The sequence below is a fragment of the Rhodanobacter sp. TND4EL1 genome (assembly GCF_054061035.1).
Genome location: NZ_JBSSDT010000001.1, coordinates 813,770 through 830,590 on the forward strand (window position 1 = coordinate 813,770; position 16,821 = coordinate 830,590).

General features: G+C 63.0%; 14 protein-coding genes. 7 read left to right on the top strand and 7 right to left on the bottom strand.

Features of this window, described 5'->3' with window-relative positions; translation table 11 throughout:
- Window positions 1-82 precede the first annotated feature (82 nt).
- A complete protein-coding gene (locus ACVWWQ_RS03785) occupies window positions 83-1,543 on the top strand; it encodes an amino acid permease (protein WP_133949873.1) in 1,461 nt (486 codons plus the stop codon).
- 400 nt (window positions 1,544-1,943) lie between these two features.
- On the opposite strand, the gene ACVWWQ_RS03790 is transcribed toward ACVWWQ_RS03785, so the two are convergent.
- Complete coding sequence (locus tag ACVWWQ_RS03790; protein WP_099651841.1) at window positions 1,944-2,276, bottom strand: high-potential iron-sulfur protein; 333 nt, start codon at window positions 2,274-2,276, stop codon at window positions 1,944-1,946.
- A gap of 164 nt (window positions 2,277-2,440) precedes the next feature.
- Here ACVWWQ_RS03790 and ACVWWQ_RS03795 point away from each other — a divergent pair, with 164 nt between their 5' ends.
- Genes ACVWWQ_RS03795 through ACVWWQ_RS03810 form a run of 4 tightly spaced genes read left to right on the top strand, consistent with a single transcriptional unit; the run spans window position 2,441 to window position 5,426 of the window.
- Window positions 2,441-3,091, top strand: a complete 651-nt coding sequence (locus ACVWWQ_RS03795) for a methylthioribulose 1-phosphate dehydratase (RefSeq protein ID WP_133949871.1) — start codon at window positions 2,441-2,443, stop codon at window positions 3,089-3,091.
- Window positions 3,088-3,639, top strand: a complete 552-nt coding sequence (locus ACVWWQ_RS03800; RefSeq protein ID WP_133949869.1) for a 1,2-dihydroxy-3-keto-5-methylthiopentene dioxygenase — start codon at window positions 3,088-3,090, stop codon at window positions 3,637-3,639. Before ACVWWQ_RS03795 ends, ACVWWQ_RS03800 begins: the two co-directional genes overlap by 4 nt.
- A 59-nt stretch (window positions 3,640-3,698) precedes the next feature.
- Complete coding sequence (gene mtnC / locus ACVWWQ_RS03805; RefSeq protein WP_133949867.1) at window positions 3,699-4,385, top strand: acireductone synthase; 687 nt, start codon at window positions 3,699-3,701, stop codon at window positions 4,383-4,385.
- Between the two features lie 18 nt (window positions 4,386-4,403).
- A complete protein-coding gene (locus ACVWWQ_RS03810; RefSeq protein WP_133949865.1) occupies window positions 4,404-5,426 on the top strand; it encodes a C13 family peptidase in 1,023 nt (340 codons plus the stop codon).
- A gap of 12 nt (window positions 5,427-5,438) precedes the next feature.
- On the opposite strand, the gene ACVWWQ_RS03815 is transcribed toward ACVWWQ_RS03810, so the two are convergent.
- Window positions 5,439-5,846 carry a DUF6326 family protein gene (locus tag ACVWWQ_RS03815; RefSeq protein WP_133949863.1) on the bottom strand — a complete coding sequence of 136 codons (408 nt, stop codon included), beginning with the start codon at window positions 5,844-5,846 and terminating at the stop codon, window positions 5,439-5,441.
- A complete protein-coding gene (locus ACVWWQ_RS03820; RefSeq protein WP_133949861.1) occupies window positions 5,843-6,565 on the bottom strand; it encodes a DUF4386 domain-containing protein in 723 nt (240 codons plus the stop codon). Before ACVWWQ_RS03820 ends, ACVWWQ_RS03815 begins: the two co-directional genes overlap by 4 nt.
- 250 nt (window positions 6,566-6,815) lie before the next feature.
- Between ACVWWQ_RS03820 and ACVWWQ_RS03825 the strand changes: the two genes are divergently transcribed.
- On the top strand, window positions 6,816-7,613 hold the full coding sequence (locus tag ACVWWQ_RS03825) for an MliC family protein (RefSeq protein WP_166669739.1): 798 nt from the start codon (window positions 6,816-6,818) through the stop codon (window positions 7,611-7,613).
- A 114-nt stretch (window positions 7,614-7,727) separates the two neighbouring features.
- On the opposite strand, the gene ACVWWQ_RS03830 is transcribed toward ACVWWQ_RS03825, so the two are convergent.
- Window positions 7,728-8,147 carry an Lrp/AsnC family transcriptional regulator gene (locus tag ACVWWQ_RS03830; protein ID WP_133949858.1) on the bottom strand — a complete coding sequence of 140 codons (420 nt, stop codon included), beginning with the start codon at window positions 8,145-8,147 and terminating at the stop codon, window positions 7,728-7,730.
- A 136-nt stretch (window positions 8,148-8,283) separates the two neighbouring features.
- Here ACVWWQ_RS03830 and ACVWWQ_RS03835 point away from each other — a divergent pair, with 136 nt between their 5' ends.
- Complete coding sequence (locus ACVWWQ_RS03835) at window positions 8,284-9,339, top strand: ornithine cyclodeaminase (protein WP_133949856.1); 1,056 nt, start codon at window positions 8,284-8,286, stop codon at window positions 9,337-9,339.
- A gap of 88 nt (window positions 9,340-9,427) precedes the next feature.
- On the opposite strand, the gene ACVWWQ_RS03840 is transcribed toward ACVWWQ_RS03835, so the two are convergent.
- The 3 genes from ACVWWQ_RS03840 to ACVWWQ_RS03850 form a co-directional block, all read right to left on the bottom strand.
- Window positions 9,428-10,966: a glycoside hydrolase family 30 beta sandwich domain-containing protein gene (locus ACVWWQ_RS03840; RefSeq protein ID WP_133949855.1), complete on the bottom strand. Its 1,539-nt coding sequence runs from the start codon at window positions 10,964-10,966 to the stop codon at window positions 9,428-9,430.
- A 57-nt stretch (window positions 10,967-11,023) separates the two neighbouring features.
- Window positions 11,024-13,570 carry a glycoside hydrolase family 3 N-terminal domain-containing protein gene (locus ACVWWQ_RS03845; RefSeq protein WP_133949853.1) on the bottom strand — a complete coding sequence of 849 codons (2,547 nt, stop codon included), beginning with the start codon at window positions 13,568-13,570 and terminating at the stop codon, window positions 11,024-11,026.
- A 119-nt stretch (window positions 13,571-13,689) separates the two neighbouring features.
- Window positions 13,690-16,650, bottom strand: a complete 2,961-nt coding sequence (locus ACVWWQ_RS03850; RefSeq protein ID WP_133949851.1) for a TonB-dependent receptor — start codon at window positions 16,648-16,650, stop codon at window positions 13,690-13,692.
- Window positions 16,651-16,821 lie beyond the last annotated feature (171 nt).

A 16,821-nucleotide genomic window follows, 5' to 3' on the forward strand; every position in this document is an offset into this window, starting at 1 on the left:
CGGCCGGCGCCAACAACGCCGGCCGCCGCATTTATACAGCGCGACAAACCGCGCTTGATGCCCGCTTTCAAAGATGAATCCCATGCTCAATCAGTTGTTAGCCCGCAAGACCGACTTCAGCAACGACGATCACGGGCACGGTCCGGGCTTGCGCCGCACGCTGGGGCCTTGGGGTATCACCGCGCTGGGTATCGGTGCCGTCATCGGCACCGGCATCTTCGTGGTCACCGGTACGGCAGCAGCCGAACACGCCGGTCCCGCGGTATTGATCTCCTTCATCATCGCCGCGATCTGCAGCGGCTTCGCCGCACTGTGTTATGCCGAATTCGCCACCTTGATCCCGATCTCGGGCAGTTCCTACTCGTATGCCTATGCCTCGCTCGGCGAGTTGGCGGCGTGGTTCATTGGCTGGAACATGGTTGCCGAATACGGCATCTCGGCCTCGGCCGTCGCCGCCAGCTGGACCGGCTATTTCACCAGCCTGCTCGACCACATGGGCCTGCACCTGCCTGTCGCCCTCACCGAGGCCCCGCTGGCCTTTACCGATGGCCATCTCGTCACCACCGGACATCTGTTCAACCTGCCTGCCGTCGCCATCGTTCTGGCATTGACCTGGCTCTGCTATATCGGCATCCGCGAATCGTCGGGGCTGAATGCGCTGATGGTGCTGGTCAAGGTGGGGCTGATCATCGTCGTCGTGGTGGCGGGCTATCGCTACGTGAACCCGGAGAACTGGCATCCGTTCATCCCCGAGCCGCAGGGCGACGGCAAGTACGGCTGGTCCGGCATCATGCGCGGCGCGGCGATGGTGTTCTTCGCATACATCGGCTTCGAGGCCACGTCGACCGCCGCGCAGGAATGCAAGAACCCGCAACGCGACCTGCCGTTCGGCATTCTGGTCTCGCTGGTGATCTGTACCGTGCTTTATCTGGCCATGGCCGCGGTGCTGACCGGATTGGTGCCGTATTCGATGCTGGACACCTCCGAGCCCGTGGTCACCGCAGTGGCGGCCATCCCGCAACTGGGCTGGCTGCGACTGGTCGTGGAGATCGGCGCGATGATCGGCCTGTCCTCGGTGATCCTGGTGATGATCATCGCGCAGCCGCGCATCTTCATGATCATGGCGCGTGACGGCATGCTGCCGAAGGTGTTCGCCAAGGTGCATCCGCGGTATCGGACGCCGCACATCAATACGTTGATCACCGGTGCCATGATCGCCCTGCTGGCTGCCGTGTTCCCGCTTGATCTGCTGGCCAACCTGACCTCGATGGGCACCTTGATCGCCTTCTCGGCGGTCTGTGCCGGCGTGCTGATCCTGCGCCACACCTTGCCGGATCTGCCGCGCACGTTCCGCGTTCCGTGGGTGTGGTTTACCTGCCTTGCCGGTGTGGGCTGCTGCTTCGCCCTGCTTTTCAGCCTCGACTGGTTCAACTGGGCGATCCTGGGCATCTGGACCCTGCTGGGCTTCGCGATCTACTTCTTCTACAGCCGTCGACACAGCGTTTTGCGACTGGCGATGGCTGCTGCCGACCCCGAGAAGTAAGTTCGTCGATTTTCTTCAATGATCCTGCAAATACACCCATCTTCCGCAAAACGTCGGCCGCGGAGAAACTCTTCCCGGCAGACCGACATTTCATCCCGTTTCTCGGAAATGACTCAATAACTCATTGTTTTCAATAAGCTTAACGAGAACTTTTCAAGAGAAATCGGGTGCCTGGTCGCCCATTCGTCAAACTCGGGAGTATCATCCCCAGTCCGCGGGTTGATCACTTGGCAGTGGGCCCCGGATCGCGGCTCGGCTTGTCAGGTGGGTAGCTCCTCAGCCTGATGTGTCCGAGCCGCACTTTTGTCCGTACGTCGGCAAAAGCTGCCTGGCGTGACGAAGACACATGAAAAGGCCGGCGAGAGCCGGCCTTTTCAGTGCTCCACCAAAGAGTACGAACTCAGGCTTTCTTCGGCGTGTGCGACACGCACCATCCCTTCGCGTTGACCGACTTGCCCGGAAACAACTGGCACGGCCCGCGGCCGGTCGGACCGCCACTGTAGAACTGGCAGTTGGTGCAGTCGTCGCCGGCCTTGTGCTTCGCATTGGTCGACTTGGTGGCATCCTCGACATACGCGAGCGCCTTCGCCGTCGGATCAGCTTCGGTCACCGGCGGCAGGTCGGCCGCACGGGCAAAGCGCGGCAAGCCTCCAACCACCACGGCCGCCGCGGCGGTACCTGCAGCAACCTTGAGGAACCGGCGACGCGATTCGATATCTTGTTCTTTCGACATGGGCATGCCTCCGTCGTAACTATCCGGCGCACCCTGCCCCGGACTCAGGCCGATCTTACGCGTACCGGACGAACCTTTCCTGACTTGCGAGAATGGCTCTCATTACAGACAGCTCAACGATTTTCGCGTGATACAATCGATTTCCATTTGGACGTCCAAACCCCATGTCCCAAGCCCTTCCCGACACGATACCCGCCAGCCTTTTCGACCAATGCGCCGACACCATCGTCGAGGCTGCGCGTGAGTTGTCGGAACTCGGCTGGACGCCCGCGACGAGCAGCAATTTCTCCATGCGCATGGATGATGCGCACGCCGCCATCACCGTATCGGGCAAGCACAAGGGCCGGCTGGGTCGCGACGACATCATGCTGATCGATCTGGACGGTCGTGCCGTGGGCACCGACGCGCGGCCCAGTGCCGAAACTGCGTTGCACACACAAATCTACCGCCGCTGGCCGGACATGCAGGCGGTGCTGCACACCCATTCGCGCACGCAGAGCGTGGCCTCGCGGCTTTATGCTGACGACGGCGTGATCCGGCTCCAAGGCTGGGAACTGCAGAAGGCGATCACCGGCTACCACACCCACGAGAGCGTGCTGGAGATTCCGGTATTTCCGAACACCCAGCACATGCCCGAACTGGTGGCACGGGTGGACGCCTGGCTGGATGGCGGCAAGCCGCTGCACGCTTATCTGATCGACGGCCACGGCATCTACACCTGGGGTCGCGACATGCCCGAGACCCAGCGTCATCTTGAAGCGCTGGAGTTTCTGCTTGCCTGCGAACTCGACCTGAAACAGCTGAGGGCATCATGAGCCGACTGCGCATCTTCGACGAACTTCGTCCGCAATCGCCGCTGGCCGTACTGGATCAGCACCCCGCGATCGCCACCGAATTGGCCAGGGTCGGCGTGCGTTTCGAGCAATGGGAGGCCAGCCAGCCGATCGCCCCGGGCGCCAGCCAGGACGAGGTCATCGCGGCCTATCGGGGCGATATCGATCGCCTGATGGGCGAGGCCGGCTACCAGGCCGTCGACGTGATCAGCCTCACGCCCGATCACCCCGATCGCGCCACGCTGCGTCAGAAATTTCTCAGCGAACACACCCACAGCGAAGACGAAGTGCGCTTCTTCGTCGCCGGCTCCGGCCAGTTCACCCTGCACGTGGACGGCAAGATCTACGATGTACTGTGCGAAAAGGGCGACCTGATCGGCGTACCCGATGGCACCCGGCACTGGTTCGACATGAGCGAATCGCCGTACTTCGTGGCGATCCGGCTGTTCACCAACAAGGATGGCTGGGTCGCCAATTTCACCGGCGACGAGATCGCCTCGCGCTTCCCGCGGATGGATCCCGCTGCCTAGTGGCCGATCGCGGCTGACCTTCACGAATCACGAATCACGAATCACGAATCCCGAATCCCATGACCGAAATCCGCGCCATCGTCACCGACATCGAAGGCACCACCAGCTCGATCGACTTCGTCCGCGACGTGCTGTTTCCGTATGCCCGCACGCGTCTGCCCGCGTTCGTCGAAACACATGGGGAGCAGGCCGAGGTGCAACACTGGCTGCATGAAGCGGCGCGCGAAGCCGGCCTGATCGAGGCCAGTCGCCAGGACGTCATCGAGCTGCTGCTGGGCTGGATCGACCAGGATCGCAAGTCCACCGCGCTGAAGGCGCTGCAGGGGATGATCTGGAAAGAGGGTTACGAGGCGGGCGACTACCGTGCCCACCTGTATCCGGAAGTGGCCGGGCGACTGCGGCAATGGCGGGCGGATGGATTGCGCCTGTACGTGTACTCGTCCGGCTCGGTGCCGGCGCAGAAGCTGTTCTTCCGTCACAGCGAGGCCGGCGATCTGAGTCCGCTGTTTGCCGGCTACTTCGATACCGAAACCGGGCCGAAGCGGGAGGCCGACTCCTACCGACGCATGGCCGAGGCCATCGGCGAACAGCCGCAGCACCTGCTGTTCCTGTCCGACATCGTGGAAGAACTCGACGCGGCAAGGTCGGCGGGTTTTCTTACCGGCTGGCTGGTACGCGAGCCGCAGGCGTTGCCCCTATCACCGGCCCATCCGGTCTATCGCGATTTCGACGCGATCGCCGCATAGAACGGCGCGAATCCCGCCATGCGCACCTTGCTGACCATCCTGCTCGCCTTCGCCGCCGGCGTGCTGCTGGCCACATGGTGGCCAGGTCGCCCTTCGGTACTACTGCAGGCCAGCCACCCTGCTCCCGCTTCGGCGTCCTCTGTCATCCTGCCGCAGGACGTGGCGGATTCCGCGTTCCAGGCCGACGACGGCGTGCGCTGGCCCGACCAGGCACCCACGCCGGAGCAGGTGCTGTACGCGCAGCCGAGGATGATGCGACAGGCACTGGCCGAGCTCGGTCCGCGCGTACCGGGCAAACCGAACCTGTACGTACTGAGTTTTGCCGGTGACGGTAGTGAGGACGTGTTCCGCAACGAGGCGGAATACGCAGGGCAGCTTTTCAGGCAGCGCTTCGGCGCCAGCACCCATAGCCTGGTGCTGGAAAACAACCTCGCCACGCTGACCACGCATCCACTGGCCAGCTGGAGCAACCTGGAGGCCGCGCTTGCCGGGATCGGCCGCGTCATGCAACCGGACCAGGACATCCTGCTGCTCTACGTCAGCAGCCATGGCAGCGAAGATCATGAATTGCTGGTCGACATGGACCCGCTGCCTCTGGACCAGATCGGTGCCACCGACCTGGCCGGCATCCTCGCCCTGCATCCGTTCAAGTGGAAAGTGGTGGTGGTCAACGCCTGCTACTCGGGCGGCTTCGTGCCGCCTCTGCGTGGCCCCGGCACGCTGGTGCTCACCGCCGCGCGGGCGGATCGCAGTTCATTCGGCTGCGGCAGCGACTCGGACCTCACCTACTTCGGCAAGGCCTGGCTGGTCGATGCAATGAACCACACCGACAACTTCGTGGATGCGTTCACGCAGGCCGGCAGCGACATTGCCACCTGGGAAAAGCAGGACAAGCTCACCCCGTCCGAACCGCAGATCGATATCGGCAGCGGCATCCGCAATCAGCTGGCGTTGTGGCGCAAGGGCATCACGCCCGGACCGGCGGTGCCGTTCAAACCCGCTGCCCCGGCCGCACCCGGCACGGCGCCGACATCCCGATAACCAGGGTGCGCTTCAGCCCCTGGGCCAGCGCCAGGCGTAGACCACGATCAGCAGCGACAACGCCACCTCGATCACGCCCAGCATGAGGTAAAACCACCACGCACCCGGCATGGTCAGCAGCATGATCACGGTATAGAACACGCCCAGCACGATGTTCAGCCAGCGACAGAACCGCGGCGACAGCACCAGTGACAGGAACACCATCACTCCCGGCACCGCCAGCAACAACGCGGTGGCCACCAGCGAGGCCTCGCTCACCGGACCGATCGGCCCCGCACCGTCCAGCATGCCCTGCAACTGGCCCGGCACATACAAGCCGAAGTAGTCGCCGTAGATGTAGCAGAACATCAGCGCCGCCCACAGCGCCGACAGCTTGAAGCGCACATGCACCTTGATGTCGTGCAGGACGTCGGTCTTCATGCCATGCGCTCCGGTGAAAGTTGATCTGCAACCGGCGAAACACCCGGCCTGCCACGCACGCCCATGATCAGCAGCCACAGACAGCTCGCCACCTCACCCAGGGCTGCCGGCAGGTGTACATAGTCGGAGAATGCCGTCTGTGCATAGCCGGGCAGCAGCAGCTCAGCGCCGACGTCGACCAGATAGCCCGCACCGCCCAGTATCAGCAATACGCCGAGAATACGCGGCAGCATGCCGCTCCGGATCACCAGCCAGCCGAACGGAAACAGCCACAACCCCCAGAACACGCTGGCCACGAAAATGTCATGGCTCCACGCCTTCAGCGAAAGCCGTGCCAGGGCGTGCGCGGTGTCCAGCGGCAAACCACCGGCATCGGTCAGAAACAACAAGGCATCCAGTCGATGTGCCACCCCGACCAGTGCGATGGGCACCGCAGTCACCGCGAACGCCACCATGTCGATCGACGCGCCGCGATGCACGGTTACGAACAACCGAAACAGCAACAGCGGTAGCAGCAGGAACGCGACCTGCTCGACGATGAAGGACGCGATGCCGGCTCGGAACAGGTACTCGTGCATCACGATGTTGTCCAACAGCGCTTGCGGGTCTCCCGGAGCGGCGATTTTCCCGGGCACGTAGCCCAGACTGAAAAAGCCGCTCACGACCACCACCAGGTAAACCACTCCTGCCCACCGCGCGGTGCTGCTCTGGTTGGTCATGCAACGCCCCTGCGATCCATCACCTCGCCCTGGCGGGCATGAGCAGCCAGTGTCGATGCAAAGGAATTGGCTCAATGAGTGCCGGAAGTAACGCGCACTCCAAGCCCTCGTGGCGCATGTGTTGCAGGTCGTCCACATGAGGCGTGCTAGCGTGTTTGCCGGTTCTTTCGGGAGTTGACACATGCGCAACACATCAGCGAATTCACCGACCACGCCAACACGTCACCGTGAACCGATCAGCAGGAACGCCGTGCGCAGGATCAGTCTGTGTTCGATTCCGGCCACCTGTATGTTGCTGGCGTTGTCGGCATGCTCGTCGCCGCCAGCGGCACATCCCTCTGCCCGGAAAACCGACATCTGCCATGCCTCGCAACTGTCGCTGCGCCTTGACGGCAAAGATGGTGAGTTCAACGGCATGTCCCACTCCGGCACGATGCTGATAGTGCGCAACAACGGCGCCACGTCCTGCACGATTCCAGCCCTGCCGGTGCCCCGCTTCGTTGATGCGAACGGTCAATCGCTGGAGATCGTCGCGCACGCAGCGATACCTGCTGTGCCGGAGTTGCCACCGCTTGTGCTGGCGCCGGGCGCCAGCGTGGAAAGCGAAATGCGCTGGATATCCGGCAATGTCTACGACGGCGGTCATTGCGAATCACCGGCGCAGATTGCCTTGCCCCTCGCCACCGAGAAAATTTCCTCTGCGTTCACCGGCCATCTTTGCGGCGCCGCTGGCAGTGCATCCACGTATACGCTCAAGCCATTCCGGCCCATGCCGCCACCCGTGGCCACCGCGCCCGCAGAGACCGTCATTTATACCTGTGATGACGGCCGCAGCATAGAAGTCGCCTACCCCCATCCCGATACCGCGCTGCTGACACTGGATGGACGGACACTGCAACTGAAAATCGCCAGGTCTGCCGATGGCGCGCGCTACGCCGATGAACATTGGCAATGGTGGACCAAGGGCATGCACGAGGCACGGCTGGCACCGCTGAAGCAGGGGGAGACAATCGCATCCGCGCCTGGCGTCTCCTGCCAGGCGCGCTGATCAACAGGCCTGTCTGGCTCGCCAATATGTCGCGCTGTCGCTCGTTCGCCGCGGTTGCCACGGTTGCCACGCGACATCTTCCGGAACGCGCGGGCTGACATCCGCCCTTGCGCGTCAGCCCCGAAACGTCTTCAGGTGCACGCTGGTTTCCGTGGCGGTGATGCCGGGAACGCCGCGGATGCGTTCGAGCACGCTGGACAGTTCCGTCAGCGAGGCCACCTGCAGCCCGGCGAGCAGATCCCAGCGACCATTGGTGTCGTGCAGTTCCGCCACGCCGGGCTCGCCCAGCAGTGCGCGGATCACCGCATGCTGGTTTCCTTCGACGGCGATGCACGCCCATGCACGGATATCGTCCGGTGCACTGTCCGGGCGCAGCCGCACGGTATAGCCGGTGATCACGCCATCGTGTTCGAGTCGGCCCAGGCGGTTGCTGACGGTGCCGCGCGATACGTCCAGATGTTTGGCCAGGTCGGCGACCGAAGCGCGGGCATCGTGGCGCAGCTTGGCGATCAGGCGATGGTCGAGGTCATCCATGGGTCAATCCGTCAATCAGTGCTGTCGAAATGACAGCAATCTGGTGATATGCACTCAATAGTGCCATATCGATCTGACACCTGCTTCGGGAGAATAAGGTCATGGCGGCCACGGCCGCGGATTTCAGGAGACATCGATGACCCGGACCACCTTGCTCACCACCACCGATATCGCTCGCATTGTCGCCACCCACGGCCTGCCCGCCGTGTTGTCGCGGATGGTGGAGTATCTCGAAGCCGACTACCGTCGCTGGCAGGCGTTCGAAAAAACCCCGCGTCTGGCGTCCCATTCGCCGGTCGGCGTGATCGAACTGATGCCGATCTGCGACGACCGCGAATACAGCTTCAAATACGTCAACGGTCACCCCGGCAACCCGGCCAAGGGCCTGTCCACCGTAGTCGCCTTCGGCGTGCTCGCCGACGTGCCCACCGGCTACCCGGCGGTGATCAGCGAGCTGACCCTGACCACGGCCATCCGCACCGCGGGCACCTCGGTGATGGCCGCGCGACTGCTGGCGCGCACCGACTCGAAAGTGATGGCCTTGATCGGCAACGGCGCGCAGAGCGAATTCCAGGCCAACGCCTTCCATCACCTGATGGGCATCGAACAGGTGCGGCTGTTCGACGTCGACCCGGCTGCCACCGACAAGCTCATCGCCAATCTGGCCTTGTCGGCGCCGAAGCTGCAGGTCGTGCGCTGCACCGATGCCGCCGATGCCGTCAAGGGCGCGGACATCGTCACCACGGTCACCGCCGACAAGACCAATGCCACCATCATCAGCGCCGACATGATCGCGCCCGGCGTGCATTTCAATGCCGTGGGCGGTGACTGTCCCGGCAAGACCGAGCTCGCCGCCGGCGTGCTTGAACGCGCCAGCGTATTCGTCGAATTCGAGCCGCAAAGCCGGATCGAAGGCGAGCTGCAGCAGATGCCGGCCGAATTCCAGGTATGCGAACTGTGGCGGGTACTGGCCGGCGAAGTGGCCGGTCGGCGCAACGCGACGGAAGTCACCCTGTTCGACTCGGTCGGCTTCGCGCTGGAAGACTACGCGTCGCTGCGGATGATGCGCGACTACGCCCGCGAAATGGGCATGGGCCGCGACGCCGGCCTGATCCCCGACATGGCTGACCCGAAAAACCTGTTCGGCTACATGATCGACAAGGCCGCAAAGCCCGACAGCAAGGCGGCCTGAATCAGCGCCCGAGCAGGTCGGACCCGCGCCGCCGTGCTCGGGGCGCGGTTTGCGCGAGCATCCCTCGAAACAGGTATCACCGTTGCGGCTAGTGGATGGCGCCGGCCCCTGCGGCCGGCACACTCGGGGCTTCGGCTGGCCACACAAACGTCGCCACGCTGCTCGCCGGCAAGTCGAACTCGAATCGCAGGGAACCTTGCCTGACCGACAACCGGCTGGCCTGTGCATTGCCATTGACCGCCACCAGCACTACCGATCCATGGTCCGGATTCTGGAAGGCCACTTCATGGACACCGGTATTCGTATTGACCGACTTCACGCGCACGGCCCCGGGCAGCACGAAGCGGCTGAAATGGGCGAACGCGTAGTACTCGTCATTGCGGCTGATTGCGCCGGTGCTGGAATCGATCGTCACCACGCCCTTGCACTGATCACAGCCACCGGCATGCGGCCCATGGTCCTCGTCCAGCGCCAGGTTCCAGTAGATGACGCCGCGGGCCCAGTTCTTGATGGACATCATCACGATATTGCGCGCGAACAACAGCAGCTCACCTTTCCGGGCCGACGGCCAGTCGCCGCCCGAGCATTCCGTGAGATAGGCGTCCTTGTGTGGAAACGTGCGATGGACCCTGGTCTGCACACTCGGATCGCCGCTATAGCAATGCCAGGCAATGCCGGCGATATACCGTCGCGCCTCAGGGTCGGCCAGTACGCTCAAGGGTTGATCCGGCGCATCCCAGTTGTGATCCCAACCAAGAATGACCGTCTGTGGCTTGCGTCCCGCCAGCGCCGGGCCCAGGTACTTCCCGATGATCCGGGCGCGCGCATCGGCAGGCAGCGCCATGCCCGGATAAGTCAGCGGCTCGAACGCCGGCTCGTTCTGCACCGTCAGCGCAAAGATCGGAATGCCGTAACCCCGAAATGCATCGACGAAACGCACCAGATAATCCGCGTAGGTGACTTCGTAGGATTCCAGCAAGGCCCCGCTGATCACGTTGGCGCTGGTTTTCATCCACGCCGGTGCACTCCACGGCGAAGCAATGATGAGCAAGCCGGGTTTGATGGCCAGAATATCGTGCAACACCGGAATGACGTTGCGCTGATCCACCACCACATTGAGGTGCTCCAAACCGGGATCGACCTGGCCGGCAGGCATGTCGTCCAGGGTGTAGTGCTGCAATGAAAAATCCGACGCGCCGATGGTGATGCGCAGCATGTTGAAGTTGAGCCCCGGCGGAGGACCAAACAACTCCTGCAGCAAGGCAGTACGTTGCGATGCGCTGAGCCGATTCTGGATCAGCCATGCGGATGAATCGGTCAGCGCCGCGCCAAAACCGCTCATGGTCTGGTATTGCCGGGCGAGATCGATGGTCACATCGGCCGGATTTCCTTCGGCATCGTGTTCGTCGGCGAAGGTGTCGGGCTGCCGGGCAAGCTGCAGGCTTCGATCGGCCGTACTCAGCCACACGCGAACGGGCACACCGGCTGGCTGCGCGGGCGCCGTCACCGGAGCCGGGTTGCCGGACGGTTTCCGGCGTGCACCGTACAAAGCCAGCAATGCCAACAAAGTCAGCAGAACAAACGACAGGACTGCCACCCAGCGGCCAGCCCCCTTGGCTTCATCCATGGTTGGCAAACTTGCCGCGACCCGGCGAGGCCCTGCGCCTGCGCACTGCCTGCACAGTCATCGCGTCACAATTCCCGGGCATGTCGCATCGGCATCGTTGCCGGCGTTCGCGACAATCTTCACCTTGGTAAAGGCCGCTGAAAACGGCTGTGAAGCGAACACCCCGAACGGTACGTCGATCTTTGACAGATCGGCGCCGGGCTTGACGAAGCATGCCAGCGGAATCGACACCAGATCCCGCTTTCCCGTCCCGTAGCCGGCAAAGAGCTGGCTGACGTCCAGGTTTCGTGTGCATTGGTCGCCGCAACCCATGTAGATCAACACCGGACTGCTGGCCGGTGTATCGATCACCATGTCGAATTGCAGGGCGGCATGCGTCGCCACCAGCGGCATCAAATCGGCAGGCTGCGGACTCCGTGCGAAAAATCGGCCCGGCCCGTGCCAGGTGACGGACTTGGCATCCTGCTGCGTGTCGACCTGCACCGTGCGCAGGCTGAATAGCGGATGGGCGGTCGGCCACTCGATGACGCTGTTCAAATCCGCTCCCACTGCCTGCACGTCGCTGCCGTCATTTCCCGCGCCCAGGTACAGTGCGAATGGAGATTGTGCAAGCGTGTGGAATATCGGCAGCGTCGATGCATTGGCGCAAGTCCTGTCCTCGGCATGCGTCGGCAGCACGGGCAATTCGTGCCGGCTGGCATCGTGCAGACCGTAGCCACGCTTGAACAGCCAGTTCGCCGTCTTGTCGCCACCCTTGCCCGCGTACGGGCACGGCACACCCGGCCACGGCATGGACAGCGTGCCGGTGAAATCGAATGCCGGCTTGTCGGCGTCGTTGGCAAACAACACGTCGGCAATGCCCTCGCCTTCGCTGCCGGGCAGCCACGCCGCAACGAATGCGTCGGACTGGTTGAGCAGGTCGTTGACGAAAAGCGGACGGCCGGACAGAAAGACCGCCACCACCGGCTTGCCGCTCGCCGCTGCCGCTTTCAACACCGCCAGGTCTTCGGGATGACGATCGCTGTGACGCAATGTGGCTGACGGGATGATGTCGCCCATGGTTTCGGCGTAAGGGGTCTCGCCGATCACGGCAATGATGGCATCAAAGGCGTTCAGGTCCGTCCCGTCCGCGGTCGCCCGGTAGGTGACCTGTGCCGCTCCGTCCACTTCGCGGATGCCGGCAAGCACGCTGGTCGCATGCGGGAAATCCGCGTTGCTGTTGTCGGTGCCCTGCCACGTCAGCGACCAGCCGCCCACCTGATTGGCGATGGTGTCGGCGCTCTTGCCGACCACCAGCACCTTGCTGCCGCGCTTGAGCGGAAGCACGTGATGATTGTTCTTCAGCAACACCAGCGATTCGCGCACCGCGCGACGCGCCAGCACGCGATCCTGCAGGCGCTCGGGGTCGCCTGCGCCGACGCGCTGCGACGGGCGCTTGCCGAACGCGCCCATCGCCAACTTCGCGCGCACGATGCGGTGCACTGCATCGTCGATCCGCGACATCGGGATTTCACCGTCCTGCACCTGCCGCATGGTGTTCGCGATGAAGGCGCGCCATTCGTCGGGCACCATCACCATGTCGATGCCGGCATTGATCGCCTGCGGACAACTGGCGTTGCTGCAGCCGGGCAACTGTCCGATCGCGTTCCAGTCGGACACGATGAAACCGGGGAAGCCCATCTTCTCCTTCAGGGCGCCGGTCAGCAGCGCGCGGGCGCCGCTCATCTTGCCGTAGTTGACTCCGTCGACCGCGTCGTCCCAGCTGTTGTAGGAAGCCATCACGCTGAGCACGCCCGCTTCCAGCGCGCCGTAGTAGCCGGCGCCGTGCACGTTGATCATGTCCAGCCGACTCACCTTCGCGTCGCCCTGGTCGATGCCGTTCGCGGTCGCGCCGTCGCCGATGAAATGCTTGGCCGTGGCCATGACGTTGGCGTCGCCGAAATCGCCTTGCAACCCACTGACGTACGCGCGCGCGTAGTCGCGCACCAGCGCGCCGTCATTGGAAAAACTTTCGTAAGTGCGCCCCCAACGGACGTTCTGTGCCACCGCCAAGGTAGGAGCAAACGCCCAGTCGACACCCGTGGCACGCACGGCACGCGCAGTGGCCGCGCCAATTTGCTGGATCAGCGCCGGATCATGCGCCGCACCCAGGCCGATATTGTGAGGAAACAGCGTGGCGCCAAACACGTTGCTGTGACCGTGCACCGCATCGGTCCCCCAGATGATCGGAACCTTCGATTCGCCGCTCGTGGAGGCGTCGTAGTAGCTGTCCGCCAGGGCAAGCCAGTCCGCCACGCTGGCGTGCTTGTTGCCGTGCGGCCATGACCCGCCACCGTTGAGTACCGAACCGATATGGAACTGCCGGACTTCATCAGGGGTGATCGACTTGATCTCCGCCTGCGTCATCTGGCCAATTTTCTGCGCAAGACTCATGTGCGCGACGATGTCCCGCGCTCGCGCATCCAGACGTGAGTCAGGTGCCGTGCGGGAGATGATGCGTGGCCAGTCGGTGTAACGAGTGGCCCCGTGCGACGGCGTGTTTACGGTAAGCGAAGCCTCGGCCCCGGACACCTTGCTTGCCGCCACGCCAGGGCTCGCAGCCATCACCCACATGCCGGCACATGCCAGAGTCACCCACCTGCTACCTGTCATCGGAACTCTCATTTCTGATCATCAAACTGGCGCGCACGGCGCGAACGCCGTGCGCTCGTACCCGATTCAGCCTACAACTTGTAGTTGATGCCGAACAGAATGGTCCGCCCCCAGGTGTCGTATTCCAGTGGCCGGGTCAGCGGCACGTTATTGGCCAAGGTGGAGACCTGTACCGTCGAGTCAGATGAGTTGGTGAGATTGTTGACCTGCAGCAGGAGCGACAAGCCATCCAGATTGCCCCCCGTGAAGGCGTAGCCCAGCTGCAAATCCGTCTGCCGATTGGCCAGGATCTTGGTGTAACCCAGCTGATCAAACAGCGCGACGGCCTCACCGGTGAACGATGAACGATAGCGCTCGGCCACGCGGATGGAGAAACCGTGGCGCTCATAGAACAACGCCAGATTCGCCACCTTGCGCGACAGGCCGGGCAAGGTTTTCGGGCCGCCGGGAACAGACGAAATCGAACTGAGCGGAATGGAGCTGTTGGTCAACGAGAAGTTGGCCTGGGCACCAAACCCTTCCAGCGCCGGGGTGAGCAGGCCGCCTTCCAGTGCGCCGGACAGTTCCAGGCCATCCATCTTGCCGCCCGTGCCATTCTCCGGCGTGGTGAACGAACCCTTGTTGCTGGTCGGTACCAGCGTGGGCGTGTCGTTGGTGTAGTTGGAGAAATCGTAGTCGAGCACGGTCTGGTTGTAGATGTAGTTCAGCAGGTTCTTGTGGAACACCGCCGCCGCCACATAGCTGGCCTTGCCGAAATACTTCTCCCAAGACAGGTCGGTACCGACCGCCACGTAAGGCCGCAACTGCGGATTGCCGCCACTGCCCGACCACAGCACCTGGCCGGCGCCGGGGCCATTGGTGATCTGCGAGACACCAGCGGAAGTGGCCACCTTCTCGTCGTCGATCCGCCCGCGCGCCATGGTCTTGGCCAGACCGAAGCGCAGGTATTGCCGATCACCCAGCTCGGCCACCAGATTCAGACTGGGCAACACGTTGTTGTACGACGCACCATCCTTGATGCTTCCGACCAGGGTATCGCCATTGGTTTGCAGCGCCTGCGACGACTGGTTGGTATGCACGAACTGCACGCCGACATTGCCGCGCAGCGGGATGTCCCCCACGTGCGTGTCGATGTTGAACTTGACGTACGCCAGCGGCACCTTTTCCTCGACGGAATAGTTCCGGCTCCAATCGCCCTGCCCATTCTTCGGCACCAGGTAGAACTGGTTGCCGTACAGCGCGCCCAGCACGTTGTAGTTGACGATGCCGGGAATGCCGCCATAGCCAAGCGAGGTCGGGCCATACAGCAGCGACGGATCGATCGGAGCGCTGAGGCGACTCTGATAAGTGTCCGAAGAGGACCCATTGCCGTTGAGGTATGCGAAGAAGACGTCGGCATGCTTGGTCTTGGTTCGGTCCGAATAGGCCACTCCAAAATCCACATTGCTGAAGATCCACCCGACCGGGCGGCTGGCCTGCAGGCGCAAGGCATGGATCGTGTCGTCCTGACGATCGAACTCTTCGCGGCCGTCGTAGCCGTACCCGGGCGGGTTGCTCCAGGGACTTCCCGGATCGGTGAACACCACCGTGCCGGGATCGGCCAGATCCACTCCGGGCCTGAAGTTCGGATAGCCGAAGCCGCTCGGCGTGTTGAACGCGACGTTGGTGAAGGCGCCATCCGCCAGCCCGCTGAACAGGTAGGCGTCATGCAGTTTCACGCGTGCGCTGGATGAAGACAGGTCCGCCATCAAGGTCCAGTCACCCAGGTACAGCTTGTTGTTCCAGCCGATGGAGTAGAGCTTGTCGTGCTCTTTGGTGTATTCGTTCTGCAGGATCGGCGCGACACCAAGAATCGTGCCGGCAGTGACGATCGGCAATGGCTGCCCCGGCGAGGTCTGCACGTTGTCGTAGGCCACATGGTCGTATGGACTGCTCGACCACTGCGCGCCATTGGTGTACTTGCGCTTGCTGAAGGTGGAGTAATACATGTCCAGCTTCGAATAGTAGACGTCGTTCGGTGCCCACTCGAGCACGGTCATCAGGCCGTTGCGCTTCTGGTTCTGCGACTGCGCACGCAGTTGCATGCCTTCCTGCGAGATCACGTTGTCCGGCATGCCTGGCGTGTGCGGACCGCCCCAGTTCTGGTCGATGCCGGCGCTGCCGTTGTCCGCACTCCACCACCAGGCCTGGTACTGCTTCTCCTGGATCGGCTGGTCGACCATGGAAAAGCCCACCGCGACACCCAGCGTGTGGTTGAGGAACTGGTCGACATACGAAAAGCTGGCACGATGCCCGTTGGCCCCGGTATCGGTGCCCGGATTCAGTGAGCCGTTGCTGTTGTGCGCGCCGCGCGCGTTGAAGACGAAGGTTCGCCGGGACAAATCCAGCGGATTGATCGTGTGCAAGTCCACCGTGCCGGACAGGCCTTGCCCGACGAGGCTGGCATCGGGCGTCTTGTAAATGGTCACGCCGTTGATCAGCTCGGCCGGGTACTGGTCGTATTCGACGCCCCGGTTCTCTCCAACGGTCGCCTGCTCACGCCCATCGAGTGTGGTTCCGGCAAAATCCGGTGACAGGCCGCGAATGGAGATGGCATTGGCCTGACCATCGGCGCGCTGTGTCGCCAGGCCGGACACGCGCGAAAGGCTGTCTGCAATGCTGACGTCCGGCAGCTTGCCAATGTCCTCGGCGGAGATCGCCTCGACGATGTTGTTGGAGTCTTCCTTGGTTTTCATCGAACTGGCAATGCTGCTGGCGATGCCGTTTACCACCACACCACTCAGATCCGTGACCGATTCCCCGGAATTCTTCTTGGCGGCGCGCGTCTTGTCCGCAGCCGTGCTTTTGGTGGTGTCTTGTGGTGCCACCGGAGGAGTCACGGACGCCGGCTGCTGCTGGCGTGCCGCTTCCTGGGCGGAGGCAGATCCCATACCCGCGATGGCGAACAAGCCCAGCGCACAAGCTGCGGCCAGCGGACGCAGGGGGAAACAGACCGGCGCGATCGCGCCACGCAACGCAAAACGATGGTTCATGTGAAGCTCCCTGGTGTCCCTGATTTGAAGTTCTCTTGGCGCGCGGAACTGATCTTGCGCCCGACCTGCATGAAGAAAATGCAACGGGCTCCCTCCGGCGACGGCAGAGCTTACTCCGTTCGATCGGCAGTCAGAGCACCCTCAATCACGCAAGAAATTGCGAGTCGAGAG

Coding starts and splice junctions, on each gene's coding strand:
- ACVWWQ_RS03815 (WP_133949863.1), bottom strand. CDS start 5,846: ATGAAGACCGACGTCCTGCACGACATCAAGGTGCATGTGCGCTTCAAG.
- ACVWWQ_RS03810 (WP_133949865.1), top strand. CDS start 4,404: ATGCGCACCTTGCTGACCATCCTGCTCGCCTTCGCCGCCGGCGTGCTG.
- ACVWWQ_RS03845 (WP_133949853.1), bottom strand. CDS start 13,570: ATGGCTGCGAGCCCTGGCGTGGCGGCAAGCAAGGTGTCCGGGGCCGAG.
- ACVWWQ_RS03820 (WP_133949861.1), bottom strand. CDS start 6,565: ATGACCAACCAGAGCAGCACCGCGCGGTGGGCAGGAGTGGTTTACCTG.
- ACVWWQ_RS03795 (WP_133949871.1), top strand. CDS start 2,441: ATGTCCCAAGCCCTTCCCGACACGATACCCGCCAGCCTTTTCGACCAA.
- ACVWWQ_RS03785 (WP_133949873.1), top strand. CDS start 83: ATGCTCAATCAGTTGTTAGCCCGCAAGACCGACTTCAGCAACGACGAT.
- ACVWWQ_RS03830 (WP_133949858.1), bottom strand. CDS start 8,147: ATGGATGACCTCGACCATCGCCTGATCGCCAAGCTGCGCCACGATGCC.
- ACVWWQ_RS03840 (WP_133949855.1), bottom strand. CDS start 10,966: ATGGATGAAGCCAAGGGGGCTGGCCGCTGGGTGGCAGTCCTGTCGTTT.
- ACVWWQ_RS03835 (WP_133949856.1), top strand. CDS start 8,284: ATGACCCGGACCACCTTGCTCACCACCACCGATATCGCTCGCATTGTC.
- mtnC (WP_133949867.1), top strand. CDS start 3,699: ATGACCGAAATCCGCGCCATCGTCACCGACATCGAAGGCACCACCAGC.
- ACVWWQ_RS03800 (WP_133949869.1), top strand. CDS start 3,088: ATGAGCCGACTGCGCATCTTCGACGAACTTCGTCCGCAATCGCCGCTG.
- ACVWWQ_RS03790 (WP_099651841.1), bottom strand. CDS start 2,276: ATGTCGAAAGAACAAGATATCGAATCGCGTCGCCGGTTCCTCAAGGTT.
- ACVWWQ_RS03850 (WP_133949851.1), bottom strand. CDS start 16,650: ATGAACCATCGTTTTGCGTTGCGTGGCGCGATCGCGCCGGTCTGTTTC.